Here is a 23168-nt window from a genome sequence, read left to right as displayed (position 1 = left end):
AATGGACATGCTTCTCGACCGACAGCATCCGGGATCCGCACCCGACGGGGACGGCAGCGTCCAGGTTCAGCTCGACCCGCAGGACCGGATCGGCAAGGCCAAGGTGTTCGCCGTTTATGGCAAGGGCGGGATCGGCAAATCCACGACCTCGTCCAACCTGTCGGCAGCCTTTTCCAAGCTTGGCCACCGCGTGCTCCAGATCGGCTGCGATCCCAAGCATGACAGCACCTTCACGCTCACCAAAAAGCTGATGCCGACGGTGATCGACGTGCTCGAAAGCGTCGAGTTCCACGCCGAGGAGCTGCGCCCCGAAGACTATATGTTCGAAGGCTATAACGGCGTCATGTGCGTCGAGGCAGGCGGGCCGCCGGCCGGCACCGGCTGTGGCGGCTATGTCGTCGGGCAGACGGTGAAGCTGCTCAAGCAGCATCATCTGCTCGACGAAACCGATGTCGTGATCTTCGACGTGCTCGGCGACGTGGTGTGCGGCGGCTTTGCCGCGCCGCTCCAGCATGCCGAACGCGCGCTGGTGGTCACCGCGAACGACTTTGATTCCATCTTCGCGATGAACCGCATCATCGCGGCCATCAACGCCAAGGCGAAGAATTACGAGGTCCGCGTCGCTGGCGTCGTCGCCAACCGGTCGGCGGGCACCGACGAGATCGACCGCTTCTGCGACGCGACGGGCATGAAGCGGCTCGCCCATTTCCGCGACGTCGACGCAATCCGCCGGTCGCGGCTCAAAAAATGCACCTTGTTCGAGATGGACGATGCGCCCGACGTGATCGCCGCGCGCGAGGAATATCTGCGCCTGGCCGACATGCTGTGGCGCGGCGTCGACCCGCTGCCCGCCAAGGCCATGAAGGATCGCGACATTTTCGACTTTCTGGGGTTTGAATGATGGCGACGCTTCCCGCCCCGCCCGCCAATCCGCGCTATGAGGCGCAGCGCCAGCGGCTGGAGACCTATTTCGACCGCACGGCGCGCCAGGCCTGGGAACAGCTGACCTCGGACGCGCGGGTGTCGGGCATCCGTGCGACCGTCCGCGCCGGGCGCGACCGGATGCGCGAGACGCTGCTCGACTGGCTGCCCGCCGATCTGCGCCGACTGCGGCTGCTCGATGCCGGTTGCGGCACGGGCGCGCTCGCCGTGGCCGCGGCATGGCGCGGGGCGCAGGTGTGCGCGATCGACGTGGCCGGCGGCCTGGTCGATGTCGCGCGCGACCGGGCACCGGCCTTTCCCGGCCATGGCGGCATCGACTGGCATGTCGGTGACATGACCGATCCGCAGCTCGGCCGGTTCGACCATGTCGTCGCGATGGATTCGCTGATCCATTACGACATGGAGGACATGGCGGCGGTGATCGCATCGCTGGCTGCGCGCACATCGGGGTCGATCGTCTTCACCTTTGCCCCGCGCACCCCGCTGCTCGCCACGATGCATGCGGTGGGGCGCGTCTTCCCGCGCGGCGACCGTGCGCCGTTCATCCAGCCGGTCGCCGAACGCCGGCTGCGCGCGCGACTGGCCGCCATCCCCGGCTGGCGGGTCGGCCGGTCGGTCCGCATCGCCAGCGGCTTCTACACGTCGCAGGCCATGGAGCTGGTGCGGATCTGATGGCGACGCGCGCTCCCCTCGCCTCGCGCTGGCAGAAAGTGGCAACCGCCTGGCTGCCCTTTGCCGATGCCGCGAGCGACGACCTGCCCCTGTCGCGCCTGCTGCGCCTTTCGCTGTTCCAGGTCAGCATGGGGATGACGACGGTGCTGCTGAACGGCACGCTCAATCGCGTCATCATTGTCGAACTCGGTGTGCCGGCCTGGCTGATCTCGCTGATGATCGCCCTGCCCTTGCTGTTCGCGCCGCTGCGCGCGCTGATCGGCCATCGTTCGGATCATCACCGTTCGGTGCTCGGCTGGCGGCGCGTGCCCTATATCTGGTTCGGCACGCTGATGCAGTTTGGCGGGCTGGCGCTGATGCCCTTTGCGCTGCTGCTGATGTCGCGCCCCGATGTCGCGGCAATCGGCACGGTGGCGGCGATGGTCGCGTTCCTGATGACGGGCGCCGGGCTGCACACCGCGCAGACGGCGGGCCTTGCGCTGGCGACCGATCTGGCGCCGGAGCAGGATCGGCCGCGCGCCGTCGCCCTGCTTTATGTCATGCTGCTTGTCGGCATGGTCGTGTCGGCCTTTGTGATTGGGGACCTGCTACGCAGCTTCAGCCCGACGCGGATGATCCAGGTCATTCAGGGCGTCGGCCTGCTGACCGCGATCTTCAACATCATCGCGCTGTGGAAGCAGGAGCCGCGCCGCCGCCTCGCCCCTGCCGAGGTGCAGGCCCCGCGCCCGCCCTTTGCCGAAGTGTGGCGCGCCTTTGCCGCCGATCCGGGCGTCGTGCGGCTGCTGCTCGCGGTCGGCCTGGGTGCGGCAGGCTTTGCGATGCAGGACATATTGCTCGAGCCTTATGGCGGCGAAATCCTCGGCATGACCGTCGGCGGCACGACCGAGCTGACCGGCCTGTGGGCGCTCGGCAATCTGATCGGCTTTACCTATGCGGCCCGGGTGCTCGACGATGGCGGCGATCCGCACCGCGTCGCCGGGCTTGGCGGCGTGGCGGGCATGTTCGCCTTTGCCCTCGTGATGTTCGCGGCACCTGCCCACGCCCCCGGCCTGCTCTATATCGGGGCCTGCGCCATCGGGCTTGGTGCCGGGCTGTTTCTGGTCGGCACGCTGACGGCGGCGATGGCGCTGTCGCGCAACGGCAGCTCGGGCATTGCGCTCGGGGCCTGGGGCGCGGTTCAGGCGAGTGCTGCGGGTCTGGCCATCGCTGCCTCCGGCCTTGCCCGTGACGGGCTGTCGGCCCTCGCGCTCCAGGGCTGGTTCGGCGCTGCGCTGACCGACCGGGCGACCGGCTATGGCGCCGTCTATCTGATCGAAATCGTTCTGCTGATGCTGACCCTTGCCGTTCTCGGCCCGCTTGTGGGCCGGGGCGGTCGCGCCGAACCGGCCAAGGGCGGCTTCGGACTTCAACAGTTCCCGACCTGAGTTTTATTGAGAGGAGAATGGGATGTCACGCGTGATCCTGGCCGGCCAGTTGGACGTGGCGGAGCTTTGCTTCTACGCTTTCGTCCTGTTCTTCATTGGCCTTATTTTCTACCTGCGCCGCGAAGACCGTCGCGAGGGCTATCCGCTTGAGGACACGGTCACCGGCCGTGTCGACAGCTCCTGGGGCCCGCTCAGCGCGTCCATGTACAAGGAGTTCAACCTGCCCTTCGGCCGCGGTGTCGCCACCATGCCGACCAAGGGCCGCGAGCCGGTGGACATCGCCGCCCGGCGTATCGACCGTTTCCCCGGCGCGCCATATGAACCGACCGGCAACCCGCTGGTCGACGGCATCGGCCCGGCCGCCTATGCTCAGCGCGCCGCATGGCCCGATCAGGATCGACACGGCAATCCGCGCATCGTGCCGATGGCCAGCGACGATCATGTCAGCATCGCGAGCGGCGATCCCGATCCGCGCGGCTGGACCGTGGTGGGCGCCGACGGCAAGCCGGCCGGCACCGTCACCGATCTGTGGGTCGACCGCGCCGAACATGTCGTGCGCTACTATGCGGTCCGCACCACCGGCGGCCGCGAGATCCTGGCCCCGATCGGCTTTGCCAACATCCATCGCCGCAAGCGGGTGATCGAGGTGGAATCGATCTCGGCCGCCCAGTTCGAGCAGGTGCCCGTCGTCGAGACCCCGGGCCAGGTGACCCGGCTCGAGGAAGACAAGATCATGGGCTATTTCGGTGGCGGCTATCTCTATGGCCTGCCCGGGCGCACGGAGCCGCTGCTGTGACCGAGTATGATGACGAGCCGATCCGCGGGCTGCCCGGCCATCTGCCCGCTGGCGAGGAAATCCTGTGGCAGGGCGGGCCGGACTGGCGGGTCTTTGCCCGCCACGGCTTCCACACGCGCTGGATCGCGGCCTATTTCGTCGCGCTCATCGCCTATGGGCTGGCAAGCGGCAGCCTGATCGGCGCGGCGCTGACCGTGGCGGCAGGGGCCGGCTGCCTCGGGCTTCTCTATCTGCTTGCCTGGGCGATTGCGGCGACCACCGTCTACACGCTTACCAACCGGCGGGTCGTGCTGCGCATCGGCGTCGCGCTCAACGCCTGTTTCAACCTGCCGCTGAAACTGATCAGCGGGGCGGAATATCGTCCGCTCGGCCCCGATCATGGTGATCTTGCCCTTCATATCGAAAATGGGCGGATCGGCTATCTGCTGCTCTGGCCCCATGCGCGGCCATGGCGGCTGCGCCAGCCCCAGCCGATGCTGCGCGCGCTTCCCGATGGCAAGCTGGTCGCCGAACGGCTGGTCAAGGCGCGTGCGGCCATCGGCCCGATCGCGCGCGGTGAAGCGGTCGGCGACATCAGCCCGGATCAGCGCCGCCCCGGCGCCCCGGCAATGGGAGCGGTCGCATGAGCGGACACGGTCATCATCATCACGAAAACATGGTGCCGCCGGCGGCGATTGCCCTGGCGGGGATGCTGATCGCGGCATCCTTCGCCCTCGTCGTCTCGGTCCGGTCGAACCTGCTGCCTGCCGCGCCGACGGCGGCCGAGCTGCGCGCGGCCAAGCATGTCGGGCTGGTGCGCGAACGGCTGCTCAAGTTTTCCGACACCGCCGCCGGCGAGGTGCTGGTCACCGATGCCCGGAGTGGCCGCGAAGTGGCGCGCATCGGCCAGGACGGCAGCGGCTTCATCCGCGGGGTGATGCGCGGCCTGGCCCGCGAACGGCGGATGCATGGCCTTGATGCCAGCAAGCCGTTCCGTTTGTCGCTGTGGGACGATACCCAGCTGACGCTGGTCGACATGGCGACCGGGCGGACGATCGAGCTCAACGGCTTTGGCCACACCAACCGCGCGGCGTTCCTGCGACTGATCGTGCCGGAGGCAACGCGCTGATGCTGTGGCGTCGCAACCGCTTCGACACCCCCTGCACGATCGCGATCGAGCAGAGCGAGGAGCATTTTCATGCCCATGTCGAGCTGGACGGCGATGTGCCGATCGGCCCCGGCGACCGTGTTCGTGTCCATGGCGCACCGATCCGGGTGCCGTTCGGCGCACGGATCGAGATCCGCCGGATGGCGACTGTCGAGATCGCCGGCCCGATCCGCCGGGCATGGACCAAGCTCAAGGCCAATTTCGAGCTGACCGAGCTTTACGAGGTCAGCTTCACTCCAGGGAGAATGCGATGAACGCGCCTGCCCGCCTCGGCACCAGCACGGAAAGCCTTGAGCTTGCCCGCACCGACACGATGCTGTCGCCGCGCTTCTACACGACCGATTATGCCGCGCTCGACCGTATCGACGTGTCGCGCGTGCGTGGTGAGTGGGATGCGCTGATGGCGGAAATGGAGTCGGACCCCAATCGCCATCATTTCCGCCGTGCGGAGGAGTTTGACGGCATTCTCGACACGCTCGAGCCGGCGCTGCGCAAGGAGTTCATCGACTTCCTCGTCAGTTCGCTGACCTCGGAATTCTCCGGATGCATTCTTTACGCGGAAATCGCCAAAAGGGTGCAGAACCCCGATGTGAAGAAGCTGTTCAAGATGCTGTCGCGCGACGAAAGCCGCCATGCCGGTTTCATCAACGACACGCTCAAGGATGCCGGGCTGGGGGTGGACCTCAGCTTTCTGACGAAGACCAAGAAATACACCTATTTCCGGCCGAAGTTCATTTTCTACGCCGTCTATCTTTCGGAAAAGATCGGTTATGCGCGCTACATCACCATTTTCCGCCAGCTGGCGCGCAAGCCGGAAAACCGGTTCCACCCGATTTTCAACTGGTTCGAGCAGTGGTGCAATGACGAGTTCCGCCATGGCGAGGCCTTTGCCCTGCTGATGCGCGCCGATCCGAAACTGCTCACCGGCCTGAACCGGCTGTGGATCCGCTTCTTCACCCTGTCGGTGTTCGCGACCATGTATGTGCGCGACCATAACCGCCCGGCCTTCCACAAGGCGCTGGGCGTCGATCCCGGCGATTATGATTTCGAGGTGTTCCGCATCACCACCGAGATCAGCCGCCAGGTGTTTCCGGTCACGCTGCCGATCGACGATCCGCGCTTCCGCGCGCGGATGGAGGATCTGCGCAGTGCCGCCAATGCCATCGAGGCCGCTCGGGCGCGCGGCGGGATCTCGGGAGCCATCGGACGCGTGGCCGGGGTCGCGCGTGCGGCGCGCGCGCTGGTGGGCATGTATCTGATGCGCCCCGAAAAGAATGAACTGCCGTCCACTGTCCGCATGGCCCCGGCATGGTGACCTTCGCCGACCATATCGGGCCGGCCCTGGGCATGATCGTCGCCTGGTTCCTGAGCACCGGGCTGATCGCCTGGGCCGCGAACCGGGCGCCGCGCACCTTTGGGCCAAGCCTGATTGTCGGCGGACTGGCCGGGCTGATCGGCCTTGGCGCGGTCGTCTATGCGGGCGCGGGCACCAGCCCGGCAGCCGCCTATCTGTCCTTTGCCGGCGCGCTCGCGATCTGGGGCTGGCACGAACTGGCATTTCTGACCGGCGCCTGTGCCGGGCCGCGGCGCGCGCCAGCATCGGGCGCGGACGGACGCTGGGCACGCTTCGTGGAAGGATCGGCCGCGATCCTGCACCATGAAATCGCGCTGGCGCTGACGGCGCTGCTGCTGGCGGGCATTTGCTGGCAGCTGCCCAACCGCACCGGGGCGGAAGCCTTTGGACTGCTGTTCCTGCTGCGGCTCAGCACCAAGATCAACCTGCATGTCGGGGTGCCGAACTTCTCCGACGATCTGCTGCCGCCGCAAATGACCTATCTGAAGACCTATTTCCGTCGCCGGCCGTTCGGGGCCGTGCTCGCCGTCTCGATCCTGGGAACGGTGGCGCTGGCCGGATGGCTTGGCTGGCGCGCCGCCGGGTTCGACCCGGGCAGCGGCGCCGCGACCGGCGCAAGCCTGGTGTTCGCGCTCGCGGCGCTGGGTGCGCTTGAACATGTTTTTCTGGGCCTGCCGCTGCGCGACGGGGCCCTGTGGCGCTGGGCGATACCTGCCCAGTCGCCCGACCGGATAAGGGGAGGCCGTTATGGATTATGAAGCGTTCTTCACAGGCGAACTCGACTCGCTTCGGCAGGAAGGGCGCTACCGCATCTTCGCCGAGCTGGAGCGGCGGCGCGGTGCCTTCCCGCGCGCCACGCGCCATGTCGATGGCGATCTGCGCGATGTGACCGTCTGGTGCTCCAACGACTATCTGGGCATGGGCCAGCATCCCAAGGTGCTGGCGGCGATGCACGAGACGCTCGACCGCTGCGGCGCGGGCGCGGGGGGCACGCGCAACATCTCCGGCACCACGCACCAGCATGCGCAGCTGGAGGCGGAGCTGGCCGATCTGCATGGCAAGGATGCGGCATTGCTGTTCACCTCCGGCTATGTGTCGAACTGGGCGGCGCTCAGCACGCTGGCATCGCGCCTTCCCGACTGCGTCGTGCTGTCGGATGCCGGCAATCACGCCTCGATGATTGAAGGCATCCGCCACAGCCGCGCCGAATGTCAGGTGTTCGCGCACAATGACTGGCGCGATCTCGACCGGCGACTGGCCGCGATCGGCCCGGACCGGGCCAAGCTGGTGGCGTTCGAAAGCGTCTATTCGATGGACGGCGATATCGCGCCCATCGCCGAAATCCTCGACGTATGCGAGGCGCATGGCGCGATGTCGTACATCGACGAAGTCCATGCGGTCGGGCTGTATGGCCCGCGCGGCGGCGGCGTGGCCGAGCGCGAAGGGCTGATGGACCGGATCACGGTGATCGAAGGGACGCTCGGCAAGGCCTATGGCGTGATGGGCGGCTATATCGCCGGTTCGCACGCGGTGTGCGATTTCGTCCGCAGCTTTGCCTCGGGCTTCATCTTCACCACCGCCCTGCCCCCGGCGCTGGCCGCCGGTGCTACCGCCAGCATCCGCCATCTGAAGGACAGCAATGCCGAGCGCGAGGCGCACCGTGAGCGGGTGGCGACCGTGCGCGCCCGGCTGAAGGCAGCGGGCATCCCGATGCTCGACAATCCCAGCCATATCATCCCGGTGATGGTCGGCGATCCGCGCCACTGCAAACAGATCAGCGACTGGCTGCTCGAAAACCACGCCATCTATGTCCAGCCGATCAACTATCCGACGGTGCCGCGCGGCACCGAGCGGCTGCGGATCACCCCGTCGCCCGTCCATGACGACGGCGATATCGACCGGCTGGTCGAGGCGCTGAGCGAATGCTGGTCGCGCTGCGCACTCAGCCGGGTGCCAGCCGCGGCCTGATCCGCCTGCCGCGATGTTCTGGAACGGGGCCCGGCCGAAACGGCCTGGCCCCGCCCGACAATGATAACCAGACCGAGGCAGAAGCTCACACCGGTGGACCAGCGCAGTCCCGCAGGGGCAGCATGCGCCCGGTCTGCGCTGCCGACCAGACCGCTCTAGCGCCGCCGGCCCATGGTCGGGGCGTGAAAATCGGGCGGCTTGTCGGCGATCCAGCGCAAGAAGCGTGCGATTTCCGGGTCGCTGGCGATCGCCGCGCGGTCGGCCCCTATGCGGGCGAGCTGGACGTTCGAAAAATGGGCGTGGACCATGCGGTGACAGATCGGGTGCAGCGCGACCACGTCACGCCCGCCCCGGCTGCGTGGCACCGGATGGTGCCATTCATGGCGCACGCCGACTGGCCGCGCACATAGCCAGCATAGGATCATCCAACTTGCCTGCCGCAGCGCTGCGGATGTGAAAAGGGCCTCGCTCCAAGGGGGGGAAGAGCGAGGCCCGATCCGGGTATGCCGGCGAACGGGAGGGGAAAACCCGTCCGACACCCTTTTATCATAGAGGATTGTCGTGCCCCTTTGTCGAAGGAGCCACGATTTTGTCGCGGGATGTCGCGGCCATCGGCCGGAACCCGGTCCTGCCGGGGCCGTTGATCGCGCATGACCAGCGACCAGCTTGTGCCCGCCCTCGCGCTATTCACCCTGATCGCTGGCGTCGCGATCGCGGCGATCGCCCTTGCCCGGTTCCTCAGGCGGCCGGGCAACCAGCATCCCCTCGACACGCCACAGGGCAAAGCGAACGAGGCGCGATGGCCGGAGCGTCGGCGCGCAGAGGATCAGGCCCGCAAGGATCTCGATCCGCCGCGGTGAAGCGCCGCCAGAACCGATAGCCGGCGTCAGAGCGACGCCCCGAAGCGCTTCGGATTGCCGGGTGTCCGCGCCCGCCGCATACTCCTGGCACGCGGCGCTGGCCTTGTCGGTCAGACCAACGCCTGGCCGGCCCCGCCGCCAGAGCGATTTCCAATCCGAAGGCCTTTAATCTACGGCATTTTCCGGGTCGCCGGGTGTGTCCATCCGGCTTGAAAATGCTCCAATACCGGACGCGGTTGCCGCCAGCCGCAAGACACGCGAGGCGGAATGCCCGCCAACATGCGCCCACGTCAGAGCAAAGACAGACCCCGAAAATGGCCTGTCGTCAGCGCCGATCCGCCATCCAGCGCGGTGATCGTGCCATGGCCGCTTGCGCCACACCAAACACATGGCCCGCAGATAAAAAAGGTCACCCCGGACAGGGTCCGGAGTGACCAAGGCCTACGCCTGGCTGCGGGCGTTACTGAGCGGCAGGCGCTTCGGGTGCGGTCTCAGCCGGAGCCGGAGCCGCCGCTTCAGGAGCGGGCGGCGGGCCGGCGGCTGCGATCCGCAGATAGGGATAATCGGCAATCATGCTCTGCCCGCCAAGCGGCTTGGGCAGGCCCTGATGGCAGGTCAGGCAGTTGACCTTGTACGGATCGCCCAGCGGTCCCTTGCGGTTGGCCGGGAAGACCGCCTGGAGCGGCGAGATATAGCCATGATTGATGTCGCGGACCATGCGGATGCCGTACCAGGCGGTCGCGCGCTGCGCCCGGCTGAGCGGCCATGACCGGAAGGACTGGCTATTGTGGCAATAGGTGCAGTTGACGCCAAGTGCCGAGGACAGATGCATCATGATGCCATAAGTGTCTTCGGCACTGCGGGTCCCGACGCCCGGATTCCAGCCCGGATAGGCGCTGGACGATGCGACGCGCGCATCCTTGGGATTGGACGACAGATAGTCCTCGAACGACCGGTTGGGCAGCGACGCATAGGCGACGTCGACGTCCGGGCTGTTCTGGCCGCGCTTGTTGCCGCGGATGGTAGAGGGATCATCAACCGGCTTGCGCGCCCAGACATTGGCCGGAACCGGCTGACCACGATGGCAGGTATAGCAGGTCACGCCCGTCTGCTTGACATGCGGCGACCAGGCAGCGTTGATCTTCAGGTTCATCTGCAACATCCGCCGCGCGACGACCTTGGTATAGATCTCGTCCGACGCCATGTTTTCCGGATTGTGGCAGTAGTTACAGCCCTGTTCCGGCGACACCCATTGGGTGATCGATGCCATCAGATGGTTGAAACGCTCAGCCGACAGGCCGCCCAGAACCTGGACATTCTCATAGACTTCGGACGCCTTGGGCCCTTCGTCCGCCGGCAGCGGATAGGGTGGCGGGGGAATGACCCCCGCCGGTTTGATGTTGTCGGTGTCGATGACCTGGGCGAGGCCCGCGCCACGATAGCCGGTCTGTTCGATCTTCTTCGGGCCCAGTTCGCATCCGGCAAGGGCCATCAGCGCTGGGATGCCGGCGACAAGGACGAGGTGACGGTTCATAGCGCGGTCCTCGCTTAGAGTGCGGCCGGAGCGGCCGGCGGATTTTCCATCGGCACCGGCGGCAGCGTCGCCGGATCGATGGTGCCGCTGTCGGGATAAGACGGGGCATAATGATGCTCGACCGCCCAAAGGTACCAGTTGTCGACGACAGTGCCCGTAAGCAGGATCCCGATACCGCCGGTCAGCGTCGTCAGCACCGCAAACCACCATGCCCAGCGATGGATCGATTCCATGTTGGCATTGAAGCCCATGGTCCAGCGCCAGAACAGGGCACCGCGCTCGGTGGCGGTACCGCGGTCGGTGATCTGCTCGATCTCGCGCTCGGCCCCGTAGCGGGCAGTGGCAAGGATCGTTGCGCCATGCATCGCAAACAGCAGCGTCGAGCCGTAAAGGAACACGATCGAGAGACAGTGGAACGGATTGTAGAACAGGTTACCGTACCGGATCGAAAAAGCCGCCGTCCAGTCAAGGTGCGGGAAGATGCCGAACGGCACCGCTTCTGACCAGCTGCCCATCAGCGCAGGGCGGATGAAGCCGAGAACCAGATAGAGCCAGATCGCGCTCGCAAACGCCCATGGAATATGCGTGCCCATGCCGAGCGCCTTGGCGCGCATGAAGGTGCGGAGCCACCAGAGCAGGATCGACGCGGTCAGGAAAAAGCCGGCAAGGATCCACCAGCCCCCCTGAGCCAGCGGCACAAAGGGCGAAAATCCCCATTCCGGCCCCGGCGGCTCAAGCGCGAGCCAAGGCAGCTGGCGTACGAACTCGACCGGGCTCCAGTTGACCGAAGCGGCCATGTTCAGGCCGATGATCTCGAACGCGAGAAAGCCGAGCAGAAGCGAGGCAAGACCGAGCTTGCCCAGATAGAAGGGGCCGATCTGGGCCGCGCCCAGCTTGCCCATCCAGTAGTTATAGCCGCCCTTGCCGAGGCGCGGGTCGTTCCCCGCCGGCAGCGGCACCCCATATTCGGGGGCCGTGCGCAGCTGGATCTCGTTGAACAGCGAATAATAGCGGGACATGGCGCGTGCCTCCTCAGGACCAGATCGGCAGATTGAGCCACCAGGTCCACCATTCGGGCCAGCCGCGGGTCCAGAACGGTCCGGAGATCACGATGCACACCGCGCTCCAGAAGCCCGCATTGAGCGCGAGCAGCAGCCCGACGCGGTGGATGCCCATCGTGCCGACCGAATAGCCGATCAGGTCGCGGAAGAATGTATCTTCATATTCCGGCGTCTTGACGGTGCCGCCCTTGGGCGGGTTCGTCGCCGACAGCACCAGCCCGCCATGCATGGCAAGGGCAAGCGTGGTGGTGAAGAAGAACGACACCGCCAGCATGTGCGCCGGATTGTAGTGGAAATGCAGATACTGGTAGCCGGTGTTCGACACCCAGTCGAGATGGCTGAAGATGCCATAGGGGAAGCCATGCCCCCAGGCGCCCAGCAGCATCGGCCGGACGACGACCAGCGTCACATAGGCGAAGATCGCCACGCCGAAGGCGATGGGCACATGATAGCCCATGCCGAGCTTGCGGCAGATTTCGACCTCGCGGAGCGCCCAGCTGCCGAATGCGCCGATCGCGCAGACGGTGATGATCTGCCAGAACCCGCCTTCGCGCAGCGGCGCGAGTGCCAGGCCGTAGGACAGATCGGGCGGCTCGATCGAGATCAGCCACGGGTTCCAGGTCGGCCCCAATGAGGCCGCATACAGGATCAGCCCGGTGCCGAGCAGCGAGAAGAACGCCGCAGTGACCCCGAAGAACCCGACATAAAACGGGCCCACCCAGAAGTCGAACAGGTCGCCCCCGATGAGCGTCCCGCCACGGACGCGGTACTTTCGTTCATAGCTCAAGAGCGCCATGACTTAACCCCTCCCCTGCCTGCTGGCGGGCATGCATGCGATTAATAGCTCCGGTTTCCCGGGCCGGTCAGCCGGCCGGTCAGACCGGCCGGCTGGGACGGGACAGGCCGAAGCCGTCCCGTCCCGACGAGCGGATCAGGGTGTTGCCTGATCCGTCGCGGCCGGCGCCGTTGCCACGGCAGCCGCCTTCTTCGGTCCATCGAGCCAGTTGAACCGGTCGGTGCTGAGCAGGATGAAATGGATCATCAGCGCGAGCACGAACAGGAACACGGCAAGTGCGACCAGCGTACGACGCGGGTCGAAAATCAGCCAAATTCTCCACATGTCTCGTCCTCCCCTCAGACCATCAGGCTGGTGATGGCGGTGCTGGCGAAATCCACGCCAGTCTGCAGCGCCGCATAACCGTCAGGCCCCGGAATCCACGGCCGCCACATCCAGGCAAGGAAGTGGGCGACGATGGCCACCAGCGTGAACAGGATGAAGCTGCTGACAAACAGTTTGTGGAATTCCTTCGCTTCGTCGGGGGTGAGATAGGTCCCCGGACCGAAGCGATCGTCTCTGGTATCGCTCATGCTTCCGTCTCCAATCTGCCCGGCCGGTAACAATGCGGCGCGAACGCCTCCGGGCGACCTCCGCACGACGCCAGTCGCCGTGCGGATTCATGCTCCCCGCCCGATGCCGGCGCATGGCCGGCGGGACGAAGGGAAAAGGGTGAAATGTTCATGCCGGCTGCCCTTCGAGCAGCGCATCGGCGAGGCGCTCGGCCGTCACCAGATGCTCGCCATGCCGGCGCGCGGCGCGTTCGGCGGCATCACGCAGCCGCTTGGCGGCCGAAATGCGCACCAGCACCGGCTGGGCCTCAAGGATCGCGTCAAGCTTGGCCTTGGCGTCGGCCTCCCAGGCCATTTCGGCCCGCGCCCGTGCCGGCGTCGGATCGACGGCGTCCATCTGCGTCGACAGCGGCAGGATGTGGAACAGCGCATCGAACAGCGCGTTGCACACCTCCTGCAGGATATAGGTGCAGCCGGAATAGCCCATGAACGGGGTGCCGGTGTGCCGCCGGATGACCGCGCCGGGAAAACTGGCCGGGACATACATGCCGCGCGCGCCGCATTCGGCCATGTACATCCGCTCGTTATAGCTGCCGAACAGGATCAGCGGCGGATTGGCCTTGATCGCCTGGCGCACCGCCTCATTGTCGGGCTTCACCCCCGCGCTGCGGCAGAAGCTGAATGCGCAGGGCAGCCCCATATCCTCTTCGAGGAAATGCCGGACGCCGCGGGCATAGGTTTCGTTGGCGACAATGCCGAAACTGGCAGTGCCGAAGAAATCCTGCGTCACCGACCGCCAGAGATCCCAGAGCGGCTTGATCGTGGTGTGCTTTTCGCGCGCGATGAACGGTTCGGGGTCCAGCCCGGTCAGCTCGCCCAGCTTGCGCAGGAACGCCGTGGTCGATTGCAGCCCGATCGGCGCCTGCAGATAGGGCCGGTCCAGCGCCTCGCACAGCAGCCGCCCGAACTCGCGGTACATGCAGATGTTGACGCTGGCATCGGCCAGCCGGCGAATATCGGCCAGATGGCTGCCGAGCGGGAACACCATGTTCACCTCGGCCCCGATGCCTTCGACCAGACGGCGGATTTCCGCGAGGTCGGAGGGCATGTTGAACATGCCGTACATCGGCCCGATGATATTAACGAGCGGGCGCTCACCCTCCTTCAACCGCTTCGGCCCGGGCATTTTCTTCGGCCCGAACTGGGTCCACAGCCAGGCAAGCGCGCGGTCGGCGGCCTGCCACTGATCCTCGTCGATGGTGCGCGGCAGGAAGCGCTGGATCGTCGTGCCCTCGGGCGTCACGCCGCCACCGATCATCTCGGCGATCGAGCCGGTGACGACGACCGACGGCAGATCGGGGTCGAGCGTTTCCCACGCCCGGCGCATCGCGCCTTCGGTGCCGTCGCGGCCCAGCTCCTGTTCCGACAGGCCGGTGACGGTGATCGGCAGTTCGTGCGGCGGCAGCGCATCGGTGTAATGAAGCACCGAAGTGACCGGCAGGTTTTCGCACCCGACCGGCCCGTCGATGATCACCTGCAGGCCCTTGACTGCGGTAAAGGCATAGACGGCACCCCAATAGCCGCCCGCCCGGTCATGATCGAGGATCAGCGTCATTGGCCGATTGCCTCCTGCGCCTTGGCCGCAGCGATGCGGCGCGCCGCGAACTTTGCCTTGAAATCCGGCCGGTCGACCGGCGTGTCTTCCCACACCCCGGCGGTCGCGCCGTCGCCGACACCGTCGAAAAAATCGCGCATCCGGTCGAACCGCGCCTGATTGGCGAGCGCGGCCCCGACCACCATTGCCAGGCTGCCGGCCCCCGCCGGCCCCATCAGCGGCCGCGCCGAAATCAGGTTGGTGAAATAAAGCGCGGGCAGCGCCTTGGCCTTGGCATGCTGGACGACCGGCGTGGTGCCGATGGCCAGATCGGGGCGATATTCCTCGACCGCCGCAATGTCCTGTTCAAGGCTTGCCCGGTACTGGACGAAGGTGCCGCGCGCCTCCAGCCAGGCCCGGTCCGCTTCCGACCAGGCGGTGCGCGGGCAGGCGGTGCCGACATAGGGCACCTCGGCCCCGCTTTCGATCAGCAGCCGGGCGACGAGCAGTTCGGAACCTTCATAGCCCGAGACGGTGATCCGCCCGCGCACCGGCCGGGCGGCCAGCGCGCCGCGAATGGCGGGCAGAAACTGGTTCTGGGCGGCGGCGACCTTGTCAGCGGCGATACCGCAGGCCTCACCGATCGCAGCCAGCCAGTCCGCCGTGCCATCGACGCCGACCGGTGCCGAGCCGATGACCGGACGTCCGGCGGCCTGAAACTCGCGGATGCTGGCGGTGTAGAAGGGATGGATGGCGGCGACCGCGGCGCAATCAAGCGCGCCATACAGTTCGCGCCATTCGCGCGTCGGCACCACCGGCCCGGCCTGCAGGCCGAGCGGGGCGAGCATCATGCCGATGCCCACCGGATCGGCCGGGAACATTTCGCCGAGCAGCGTCACCGTCGGCAGATCGGCGCGCTCGCGCGGGGCCTGCACCGGCCCTGCCTGGGCTTCCTTGCGGGCATAGGCGAGCATCGCGCCCGCCAGCACATCCTTGGCCTCGGCATGGGTGGGCACACCAAAGCCCGGCACATCGATGCCGATCACGCGCACCCCGTTGATCTCGCGCGGCAGCAGCTGCAGCGGCACGCCCGATGCGGTGGGCACGCACAGATTGGTGACGATGATCGTGTCGTAGAGCGCCGGATCGGCGAGCTGGAACACCGCGTCGCGAATGTCCTCGAACAGCTTGCCGGTGACGAGCGTTTCGGAGTTGAACGGCACATAGCCGACCGTCCGGCGCGCGCCGTAGAAATGCGAAGTGAAGGTCAGGCCATAGACGCAGCAGGCCGAGCCCGACAGCACGGTCGCGGTGCGCCGCATCCGCAGCCCGACGCGCAGCGAACCAAAGGCCGGGCACATGCTTTGCGGCTGATCATGCGGCCCCTTGGGATAGTCGCGGGCATAGCCGTCGAGCAGTTCCGCCTTGCCAGCCGCCGCCGCCTGGGCGCGCAGCTTTTCCGCGCCCGCATGGCAGCCGCCAGCCTCAACCGGGCCAGCCTCGACCGGCGCGGAACCCAGTGCCCCGGCATCGACGGAAACCGTCGCGTCGGGCGCGGCGTCGATTCGGTCGAGCGTGCGGGTGGAGGGAGACCGGTCAGTCATCGCTCAGACCTCGTCGTAAATCACTTCGAGGGACGGCCGCTCAGCATAGGTGCCGCCGCGCATGTCCGCCTGGGTGGCGGGCACCAGCGTCACATTGCCGCCGGTCTCCTCGGGCTTGAACAGGCCGAGCAGACCGTCCTGGTCGAGCGGGCGCGGCTGGAGCGGCGGGGCCGTCTGCACATTGCTCGCCAGCTCCTCGAACAGCGACCCCCATTGCCCGTCGGGCCGGCCGATGATCTGGTAATTGGCCGATTTGCGGCGGATATCCTCATGCGCGGGGATGGCGCAGAGCACCGGAATGCCGACCGCATCGGCAAAGGCATGCGCCTCGCCCGTGCCGTCATCCTTGTTCACGATCATGCCGGCGACGCCGACATTGCCGCCCAGCTTGCGGAAATATTCGACCGCCTTGCAGACATTGTTGGCGACGTAGAGCGACTGGAGATCGTTCGAGCCGACAACGATCACCTTCTGGCACATGTCGCGGGCGATCGGCAGGCCGAAGCCGCCACAGACCACGTCGCCCAGGAAATCGAGCAGCACATAGTCAAAGCCCCAGTCGTGGAAGCCGAGCTTTTCCAGCGTCTCGAAGCCGTGGATGATCCCGCGTCCGCCACAGCCGCGACCGACTTCCGGCCCGCCAAGTTCCATCGCGAACACGCCGTCGCGCTGAAAACAGACATCCTCGATGGCCAGTTCGTCACCGGCGAGCTTCTTGCGCGACGAGGTTTCGATGATCGTCGGCGTGGACTTGCCGCCGAACAGCAGCGAAGTGGTGTCGCTCTTCGGGTCGCAGCCGATCAGCAGCACCCGCTTGCCCTGCTGGGCGAGCATGTAGGACAGGTTGGCGAGCGCAAAGCTCTTGCCCGATCCACCCTTGCCGTAAATCGCGATGATCTGCGTCGTCTTGGTGGCGGCGCCGGTCGGCACCGGGTCTGGATCGACCGCGGCTTCCGCACGCAGCGCGTCCACATCCAGCATCGTCATGCCCTTGTCCTCCAGTCGATGACCATTTTCAGGCAGCGCGGATCGCCGAACGCGGTTGCATAGGCCTCCGCTGCCTTGTCCGCCGGGCGCACGTCGGTGACGAGCCCGTCGAGCGACAGTTGCCCGCTCTCGATCAGCGCGCGCGTGGCGGCGAGATCGGCGGGCTGAAACTCGGCAGCGATGCGGATGCGCGCCTCACGCTGGAAAGCGGGCGGAAAAGCAAAGGCGACCGGCTGCTGGTAAAAGCCGCCCAGCACCAGTTCGCCGCCGCGCGCCATCCGGCCGATCAGTTCGTCGATCAGGCCATGCGCACCGCTGACGTCATAGATGGCGCGATAATCGCGCCGGCCATCATCGGCCGGGTTGATGACCTGATATCCCTCGGCCCCGCCGCGCCGCAGCGGATCGATTTCCCAGACGGTCGGCGCAGGCGCGCCGCGTGCAATCGCGATCCGCGCCAGCAACCGGCCGAGCACACCGTGCCCGACGATCAGATCGGGCGGATCAAAGCCCGGCAGCATGTGATGCGCGGTGGCGGCCAGCGCCATCAGCACACCGGCCTCGCCCAGCGACTCGGGGATCGGGATCGCCCGCGCCGCCGGCACGATCACCCGCGCCGCCGCACCGCCGAACAGGCCGTTTGCGCCCTTGAAACAGCGCGCGCCGGGCACGAACACCCATTCGCCGATGCGCGCCTGGGCATTGGCCCCGGCATCGGCAACGCGCCCCACCGATTCGTAGCCCGGCACAAGCGGATAGCCCATGCCCGGAAAAGGCGGCATCCGCCCCGTCCACAGCAGCTTTTCAGTCCCGGTGCTGATGCCGCTCCACGCGATGTCGACCAGAAGATCGTCGTCACCGACATCGGTGAGCGCAAGCGGCCGCAACGAAAGCTGCTCAGGCGCTTCGATGATGACCGCAAGTGATTCCATAATCTGGCCCTCCCCCCGGAGGCCCGTTCCATTCCGTAAGGTCAGGAATGGATGCCGGGTCAGATGTATGATGGTCTTGACACTATCGTGTGTCAACCTGAATTGACGTCAGCGGCGGATGACGATCACGCTGGCGGCAAGCGGGAGCGGGGTCGGCAGCAACCGCGCCGAGGCAAAGCCCGCCGCCCGCGCCATGCCGCGATATTCGGCAAAGCTGCGCGGCCGGCCGGAGCGCATCGCGGCAAGGTAAAACCCGAAATAAGAGGCTCCGACGCGGGGGGCCGACCGGGCCTCTGCCAGCGGCTCGACGATCAGCAGCGTGCCGCCGGGCGGCAGCGCGGCATGGATTCGCGCGAGCAGCGCGGCAACCGGGCCGTCATCATGGTCATGCGCGACCCGGACCAGCGTGATCAGATCATGCCCGCCGGGCAGCGGATCGCAGATGAAGCTACCGGGAATCGCCCGAAGCGGCAGATCGAGCCCGGCAAAGCGCGCGCTGGCGCGGGCGGCGACCGGCGGCAGATCGAACACCGCTGCCGACAGGCCGGGCGTGGCGCGGCACACCGTCTCGGCAAAGGCCCCCAGCCCGCCGCCAATGTCGAGCATCGCCCGGTGCCGGCCGAATCCATAGGCGGCGAGCGCCTGTTCGGCGACCATCGGCTGGCTTGCCGCCATCAGCGCCGAATAGCTGGCCATATCGGCCGGATCCGCGGTGCCGTCATAGCGCCACAGCGCCGCCAGCCGCCCCGGCCCGCCGCCGCGCAGCATCGCCAGCGGATCGGCCAGATCGGCATAGAGCAGCCGGTGATGGGCGATCATCTCGGCCACGCCGGGGCTGGTCGACATGGCCGCCCCGCGCGTGCCGAGCGTCCACACGTCCCCCACCTGCTCGGTCAGCGCCAGCGGCTCCCCGGCGCGCAGCAGCACGCGCACCGCCTCCGGCGTCAGGCGGGCAATGTCGGCGGCCTCCGCCTCGTCCCGCGGCCGTTCGGCGAGCGCCGCGAGCAGCCCCGATTCGATCAGCGCCTGGGCGATCTGCGAATAGACAAAGCCTGCCGACAGATCGAACAGGTCGCGGGCATAACGGTGCGCGACCGGCCGCAGCGGCGCACAGCGCGCGGCGAAACGCCGGAAGCCGGGGGCGGCGAGCAGCCGGTTGCGCCAGCCCGTCCAGCCGAGCCGCAGCCTGTGAAGACGGTTAGCCATTGCGGTCGATCACCCCATCTGTCCAGATGGTTGGACGCATGTTATGTCCAGGTCAACCGACAAGCGGGAGGGGCGGTATCGGCGTGGCGGCGGGGCGAGAGGCGGACGATCAGGGCGTCGTGGTGGTCGGGGCCGGCATTGGCGGCCTGGTCGCAGCGACGCTGCTTGCCGCGCGCGGTGTGCCGGTCACGCTGATCGAGCGTCAGGCGGCCCCGGGCGGCAAGGCGCGCATGGTCGAGGTGCCCGGCGCCGATGGCCCGGTCTCGGTCGATGGCGGGCCGACCGTGTTCACGCTGCGCGACGTGTTCGACGAGGTGTTCGCCGAAGCGGGGGCCGCGCTCGACGATGAAGTGACGATCACCCAGGCCGATATCCTCGCCCGCCATGGCTGGAGCGATGGCAGCCGGCTCGATCTGCATGCCGATCCGGAGGCGAGCGCCGCGGCCATCGCCGCCTTTGCCGGTGCGCGCGAGGCCGATGGCTTCCGCGCCTTCATGGCGCAGGCGCGGCACAGTTTCGAGACGCTCGAGCACAGCTTCATGCGTGCCACGCGCACCAACCCCATCGGCCTGACCTGGCGGATCGGGATGATGCGGGTCGGCGCGCTGGCCGCGATCCACCCCTATACGCCGCTGGCCCGGATGCTCGGCCGCACGTTCCGCGATCCCCGGCTGGTGCAGTTGTTCGCCCGCTATGCGACCTATTGCGGCTCCTCGCCCTATCGTGCGCCGGCGACGCTTGCGCTCATCGCCCATGTCGAACAGGCCGGGGTGTGGCTGATCGAAGGGGGCATCCACGCGCTGGCCGCCGCGCTTGCCCGGCTGGCGGTGCGGCACGGTGCGGTGCTCCGCACCGGCGCAAACGTGACGGAGATCGAAACCGGCGGCGGCCGCGTCACCGGGATCAGGCTCGATTCGGGCGAGCGGATCGCGGCGCGGGCAGTGATTGCAGGCGCGGATGTGGCCGCACTCGCCGCCGGCCGCTTCGGCGGCGGCGTGGCGCGGGCGGTGAGCGCCCCTGCCCCTGCCAACCGGTCGCTCTCTGCCTTCACCTTTTTGATGCAGGCACAGGCCGAAGGCCTGCCGCTTGTCAGGCATAATGTTCTTTTTTCAGATGATTACCGGGCGGAGTTCGACGATATTGCCGGCGGCCGCCCGCCGCGAGACCCGACCGTCTATGTCTGCGCGCTCGACCGTCCGGCGACGGCCGGGGCGGCGCCGTCCGCCGGGCCGGAACGCTTCCAGATCATCGTCAATGCCCCCGCCAATGGCGACCGCCATGATTATGGCCAAGAGGAGATCGAGACATGCACCAGGCAGATGCAGGCGCGGCTGCGGGCATGCGGGCTGGACCTCAGCCCAACCCGGCCCCCGGTCGTGGTGACGCCGACGGATTTCGAGCACCTCTATCCCTCGACGGGTGGAGCCCTTTATGGACGGGCCTCGCACGGATGGGCGGCGTCCTTCCTCCGCCCCGGCAGCCGGACACGGATCCCTGGGCTTTATTGCGCGGGCGGGAGTGTCCATCCGGGCGCGGGGGTGCCGATGGCGGCCTTGTCCGGTCGATTGGCGGCGAAGACCGTTCTGGCGGACCTCGCTTCGACCGGGCGGTCGCGCCCGGCGGCTATGCCTGGTGGTATGTCGACGCCCTCTCCGACGGAGGCGATTTCGGGCTGACGATCATCGGCTTTGTCGGCTCGGTGTTCTCACCTTATTACAAGGCGAGCGGGCGCGGCGAGCCGATCCGTCACAGCGCGATCAACGTCGCGCTTTATGGCCCGCGCGGCGCGCGCTGGGCGATGACCGAACGGGGTGCCGCCGCCGTCGCCCGCGCGCCCGATCTGCTCGCCGTCGGGCCGAGCGCAATGCGCTGGACCGGCGAGGGGTTGGTCATCGACATTGACGAGATCGCCACCCCCCTGCCCCGCCGCGTGCGCGGGCGGGTGCGGCTGCTGCCCGAGTTCATCAACCCCAACAGCTTCACCCTCGATCCCGATGGCCGGCATCACTGGCGGCCGATCGCGCCGCGCGCGCGGGTGGAGGTGGTGATGGACAGCCCCGGCATCAGCTGGAACGGCCATGCCTATTTCGACTGCAATGACGGGTCGGAATCGCTCGAGGCCGGCTTTGTCGACTGGCAATGGTCGCGCGCGCATCTGGGGTCTGACGTGGCGGTGCTGTATGAAGGGGTGCGGGCCGACCGGTCGCGCTTTGCCGCCGCGCTGCGCTTCGATCATCAGGGCGGCGTCAGCGAGGCGGAATTGCCCCCGGCGGCCCCGCTGCCGCGGACATGGTGGCTGATGAATCGCGAAACCCGGGCCGATCAGGGCGTGGCACGGGTGCGCCGCACCTGGGAGGACACGCCCTTCTACGCACGCTCGGCGCTGGAGACGACGCTGTTCGGTGAACGCGTCGCCGCCGTGCATGAAAGCCTGTCACTGACCCGGTTCGTGTCGCCCGCCGTCCAGTGGATGCTGCCCTTCCGCATGCCCCGCCGGCCCGGCTGAGCCGGCAGACAGTGGCGGTGAACTTGGCGGCGGCGCGGCGGCGGCTTCCTCCGCGGCGCGGCGCGCGCGATCGGCGTTGATCTCGCGATTGACGGACCAGAGCTGCCAGAACAGCACACCGAGGATCAGCGGGCCGAAGATGACGAACTCGATCCAGCCATAGCTTTCGTTCATGCTGCCCCCGTTGCCGTTCCGGCGAGCACCGCGCGGATATGCGCCGCGACCCCGGCCGGATCCTCTTCATGCGCCAGATGGCCAAGCCCGGCCAGAGGGTGAAACGCCGCCCCGGCCTCGGCCGCCGCCGCCCGCCCCTCGGCCAGCGGCACCGCGGCGTCGCGCGCGCCGTGCAGGATCGTCATCGGCACGCCCAGCCTGGGCAGCGCGGCCGCGACCGGCGCCAGATCCCAATCGGCCATCAGCCCGATCGCCCCCGCACAATGCCCCGGCGACGCGAACAGCCTGCCGTAAAGCGCCGCCCCTTCGGCATCGATGCGCGATCCGGTGCTGCGGGCAAGGAAACTGTCGGTGCGCACCGCAAACCGCGCCAGCCCCGCCGCCAGCCAGGGCATTGCCGGATTGGCGAACATCAGCCGCGCCATGCCCGACATCAGCCCGGCCGCATCCCCGCCAAACGGCCTGAGCGCGGGGCACAGGGCGATGACATGCACGGGCGGCGATGATCCGGCAGCGGCCGGCACCACCCCGTCCATCACCATGCGGACGGCGATCGCGGCACCCGCGCTGTGGCCGATCAGCGCCACGGGCGCGATCCCTTCCGCCGCGCACAACGCCCCCAGCGCACGGGCAATGCCCGGCAGCGCCAGCCCCGTGGGCAGCCGCCCGCGGGTGAAGCCATGGCCGGGCAGATCGACCGCGACGATGCTGAACCCCTCGGCCAGCAGCGGGGCCAGCCCGCGCCAGCTGTGCGTCGCCGCCCCGGTGCCGTGGATCAGCAGCAGCGTCGGGCCGCTGCCGAACCGCTGGACGTGCCAGACCAGCGGGCCATTGGCGACAAAGCGGCTATGTTCGGCAAGCGGCCAGCCCCGGCCTTCGCGCCGCCAGTCGGGCGCGGTCATGGCACCGCCGCCATCATCGCCGCCGCATCGGCGCGCGGCAGGTGCAGATAGCGCCCGGCCATCGCGGTGGCGAGCGCCGCCGCCTCGCCCTGCGGACGCGGGCCGATGTCGATCACCACCGCGCCCAGCCCGGCACGGGCGATGCGCCGGGCGGCGGC

25 protein-coding genes are annotated in these 23168 nt (G+C 67.7%); 13 read left to right on the top strand and 12 right to left on the bottom strand.

Annotated elements, in window-relative coordinates:
* Position 1: 1 nt before the first annotated feature.
* From bchL to hemA, 10 genes are read left to right on the top strand one after another with little or no spacing between them, the layout of a single operon-like run.
* Positions 2–901 (top strand): ferredoxin:protochlorophyllide reductase (ATP-dependent) iron-sulfur ATP-binding protein, encoded by a 900-nt coding sequence (gene bchL, locus OPU66_RS09580; RefSeq protein ID WP_498553402.1) that lies wholly within the window; start codon positions 2–4, stop codon positions 899–901.
* Positions 898–1614 (top strand): magnesium protoporphyrin IX methyltransferase, encoded by a 717-nt coding sequence (gene bchM, locus OPU66_RS09575; protein WP_498553401.1) that lies wholly within the window; start codon positions 898–900, stop codon positions 1612–1614. Before bchL ends, bchM begins: the two co-directional genes overlap by 4 nt.
* Positions 1614–3038: a BCD family MFS transporter gene (locus OPU66_RS09570; RefSeq protein ID WP_498553400.1), complete on the top strand. Its 1425-nt coding sequence runs from the start codon at positions 1614–1616 to the stop codon at positions 3036–3038. The genes bchM and OPU66_RS09570 overlap by 1 nt, the downstream gene beginning before the upstream one ends.
* A 22-nt stretch (positions 3039–3060) precedes the next feature.
* Positions 3061–3834 carry a photosynthetic reaction center subunit H gene (gene puhA / locus OPU66_RS09565; RefSeq protein WP_498553399.1) on the top strand — a complete coding sequence of 258 codons (774 nt, stop codon included), beginning with the start codon at positions 3061–3063 and terminating at the stop codon, positions 3832–3834.
* The gene (gene puhB, locus OPU66_RS09560; protein WP_498553398.1) at positions 3831–4460 is read left to right on the top strand and encodes a photosynthetic complex putative assembly protein PuhB; all 630 of its coding nucleotides are present in this window, start codon (positions 3831–3833) and stop codon (positions 4458–4460) included. Before puhA ends, puhB begins: the two co-directional genes overlap by 4 nt.
* Complete coding sequence (gene puhC, locus OPU66_RS09555; protein ID WP_498553397.1) at positions 4457–4942, top strand: photosynthetic complex assembly protein PuhC; 486 nt, start codon at positions 4457–4459, stop codon at positions 4940–4942. The genes puhB and puhC overlap by 4 nt, the downstream gene beginning before the upstream one ends.
* Positions 4942–5235 (top strand): O2-dependent cyclase accessory protein, encoded by a 294-nt coding sequence (locus OPU66_RS09550; RefSeq protein WP_498553396.1) that lies wholly within the window; start codon positions 4942–4944, stop codon positions 5233–5235. Before puhC ends, OPU66_RS09550 begins: the two co-directional genes overlap by 1 nt.
* Positions 5232–6296 carry a magnesium-protoporphyrin IX monomethyl ester (oxidative) cyclase gene (gene acsF / locus OPU66_RS09545; protein ID WP_498553395.1) on the top strand — a complete coding sequence of 355 codons (1065 nt, stop codon included), beginning with the start codon at positions 5232–5234 and terminating at the stop codon, positions 6294–6296. Before OPU66_RS09550 ends, acsF begins: the two co-directional genes overlap by 4 nt.
* Complete coding sequence (puhE, locus tag OPU66_RS09540) at positions 6290–7093, top strand: putative photosynthetic complex assembly protein PuhE (RefSeq protein ID WP_498553394.1); 804 nt, start codon at positions 6290–6292, stop codon at positions 7091–7093. Before acsF ends, puhE begins: the two co-directional genes overlap by 7 nt.
* Positions 7083–8303, top strand: a complete 1221-nt coding sequence (gene hemA / locus OPU66_RS09535; protein WP_498553393.1) for a 5-aminolevulinate synthase — start codon at positions 7083–7085, stop codon at positions 8301–8303. The genes puhE and hemA overlap by 11 nt, the downstream gene beginning before the upstream one ends.
* A 155-nt stretch (positions 8304–8458) precedes the next feature.
* On the opposite strand, the gene OPU66_RS09530 is transcribed toward hemA, so the two are convergent.
* Positions 8459–8728: an HNH endonuclease gene (locus tag OPU66_RS09530; protein ID WP_498553392.1), complete on the bottom strand. Its 270-nt coding sequence runs from the start codon at positions 8726–8728 to the stop codon at positions 8459–8461.
* A 225-nt stretch (positions 8729–8953) separates the two neighbouring features.
* Here OPU66_RS09530 and OPU66_RS09525 point away from each other — a divergent pair, with 225 nt between their 5' ends.
* A complete protein-coding gene (locus tag OPU66_RS09525; protein ID WP_498553391.1) occupies positions 8954–9163 on the top strand; it encodes a hypothetical protein in 210 nt (69 codons plus the stop codon).
* A gap of 460 nt (positions 9164–9623) precedes the next feature.
* On the opposite strand, the gene pufC is transcribed toward OPU66_RS09525, so the two are convergent.
* From pufC to OPU66_RS09475, 10 genes are all read right to left on the bottom strand, one after another.
* Positions 9624–10697 (bottom strand): photosynthetic reaction center cytochrome PufC, encoded by a 1074-nt coding sequence (pufC, locus tag OPU66_RS09520; RefSeq protein WP_498553390.1) that lies wholly within the window; start codon positions 10695–10697, stop codon positions 9624–9626.
* A 14-nt stretch (positions 10698–10711) separates the two neighbouring features.
* Positions 10712–11716, bottom strand: coding sequence for a photosynthetic reaction center subunit M (gene pufM / locus OPU66_RS09515; RefSeq protein WP_498553389.1), 1005 nt, complete (start codon positions 11714–11716; stop codon positions 10712–10714).
* A gap of 13 nt (positions 11717–11729) precedes the next feature.
* Positions 11730–12554 carry a photosynthetic reaction center subunit L gene (gene pufL / locus OPU66_RS09510; protein ID WP_498553388.1) on the bottom strand — a complete coding sequence of 275 codons (825 nt, stop codon included), beginning with the start codon at positions 12552–12554 and terminating at the stop codon, positions 11730–11732.
* Between the two features lie 135 nt (positions 12555–12689).
* The gene (gene pufA, locus OPU66_RS09505) at positions 12690–12878 is read right to left on the bottom strand and encodes a light-harvesting antenna LH1, alpha subunit (protein ID WP_498553387.1); all 189 of its coding nucleotides are present in this window, start codon (positions 12876–12878) and stop codon (positions 12690–12692) included.
* Between the two features lie 14 nt (positions 12879–12892).
* A complete protein-coding gene (gene pufB, locus OPU66_RS09500; RefSeq protein ID WP_498553386.1) occupies positions 12893–13126 on the bottom strand; it encodes a light-harvesting antenna LH1, beta subunit in 234 nt (77 codons plus the stop codon).
* 148 nt (positions 13127–13274) lie between these two features.
* Entirely contained in the window at positions 13275–14720 is a 1446-nt protein-coding gene (gene bchZ, locus OPU66_RS09495) for a chlorophyllide a reductase subunit Z (RefSeq protein WP_498553385.1), read from the bottom strand.
* Positions 14717–16303, bottom strand: coding sequence for a chlorophyllide a reductase subunit Y (bchY, locus tag OPU66_RS09490; RefSeq protein ID WP_498553384.1), 1587 nt, complete (start codon positions 16301–16303; stop codon positions 14717–14719). Before bchY ends, bchZ begins: the two co-directional genes overlap by 4 nt.
* A gap of 3 nt (positions 16304–16306) precedes the next feature.
* Positions 16307–17290 carry a chlorophyllide a reductase iron protein subunit X gene (locus tag OPU66_RS09485; protein WP_498553383.1) on the bottom strand — a complete coding sequence of 328 codons (984 nt, stop codon included), beginning with the start codon at positions 17288–17290 and terminating at the stop codon, positions 16307–16309.
* On the bottom strand, positions 17287–18222 hold the full coding sequence (gene bchC / locus OPU66_RS09480; protein WP_498553382.1) for a chlorophyll synthesis pathway protein BchC: 936 nt from the start codon (positions 18220–18222) through the stop codon (positions 17287–17289). Before bchC ends, OPU66_RS09485 begins: the two co-directional genes overlap by 4 nt.
* 108 nt (positions 18223–18330) lie before the next feature.
* Positions 18331–19428, bottom strand: coding sequence for a methyltransferase (locus OPU66_RS09475; protein ID WP_498553381.1), 1098 nt, complete (start codon positions 19426–19428; stop codon positions 18331–18333).
* 83 nt (positions 19429–19511) lie between these two features.
* On the opposite strand from OPU66_RS09475, the gene crtD reads away from it, so the two are divergent.
* Both crtD and OPU66_RS09465 read left to right on the top strand, forming a co-directional pair.
* Positions 19512–21104, top strand: coding sequence for a 1-hydroxycarotenoid 3,4-desaturase CrtD (gene crtD / locus OPU66_RS09470; RefSeq protein WP_498553380.1), 1593 nt, complete (start codon positions 19512–19514; stop codon positions 21102–21104).
* The gene (locus OPU66_RS09465; protein WP_498553428.1) at positions 20993–21934 is read left to right on the top strand and encodes a carotenoid 1,2-hydratase family protein; all 942 of its coding nucleotides are present in this window, start codon (positions 20993–20995) and stop codon (positions 21932–21934) included. Before crtD ends, OPU66_RS09465 begins: the two co-directional genes overlap by 112 nt.
* A 170-nt stretch (positions 21935–22104) precedes the next feature.
* On the opposite strand, the gene bchO is transcribed toward OPU66_RS09465, so the two are convergent.
* Positions 22105–23010, bottom strand: coding sequence for an alpha/beta fold hydrolase BchO (gene bchO, locus OPU66_RS09460; protein ID WP_498553379.1), 906 nt, complete (start codon positions 23008–23010; stop codon positions 22105–22107).
* Between the last annotated feature and the right edge of the window lie 158 nt (positions 23011–23168).

The sequence above is a fragment of the Sphingomonas sp. URJC2 genome (assembly GCF_059803575.1).
Note: the sequence above shows the minus strand (reverse complement) of the source record. Positions and strands in the feature narration are given on the sequence as shown.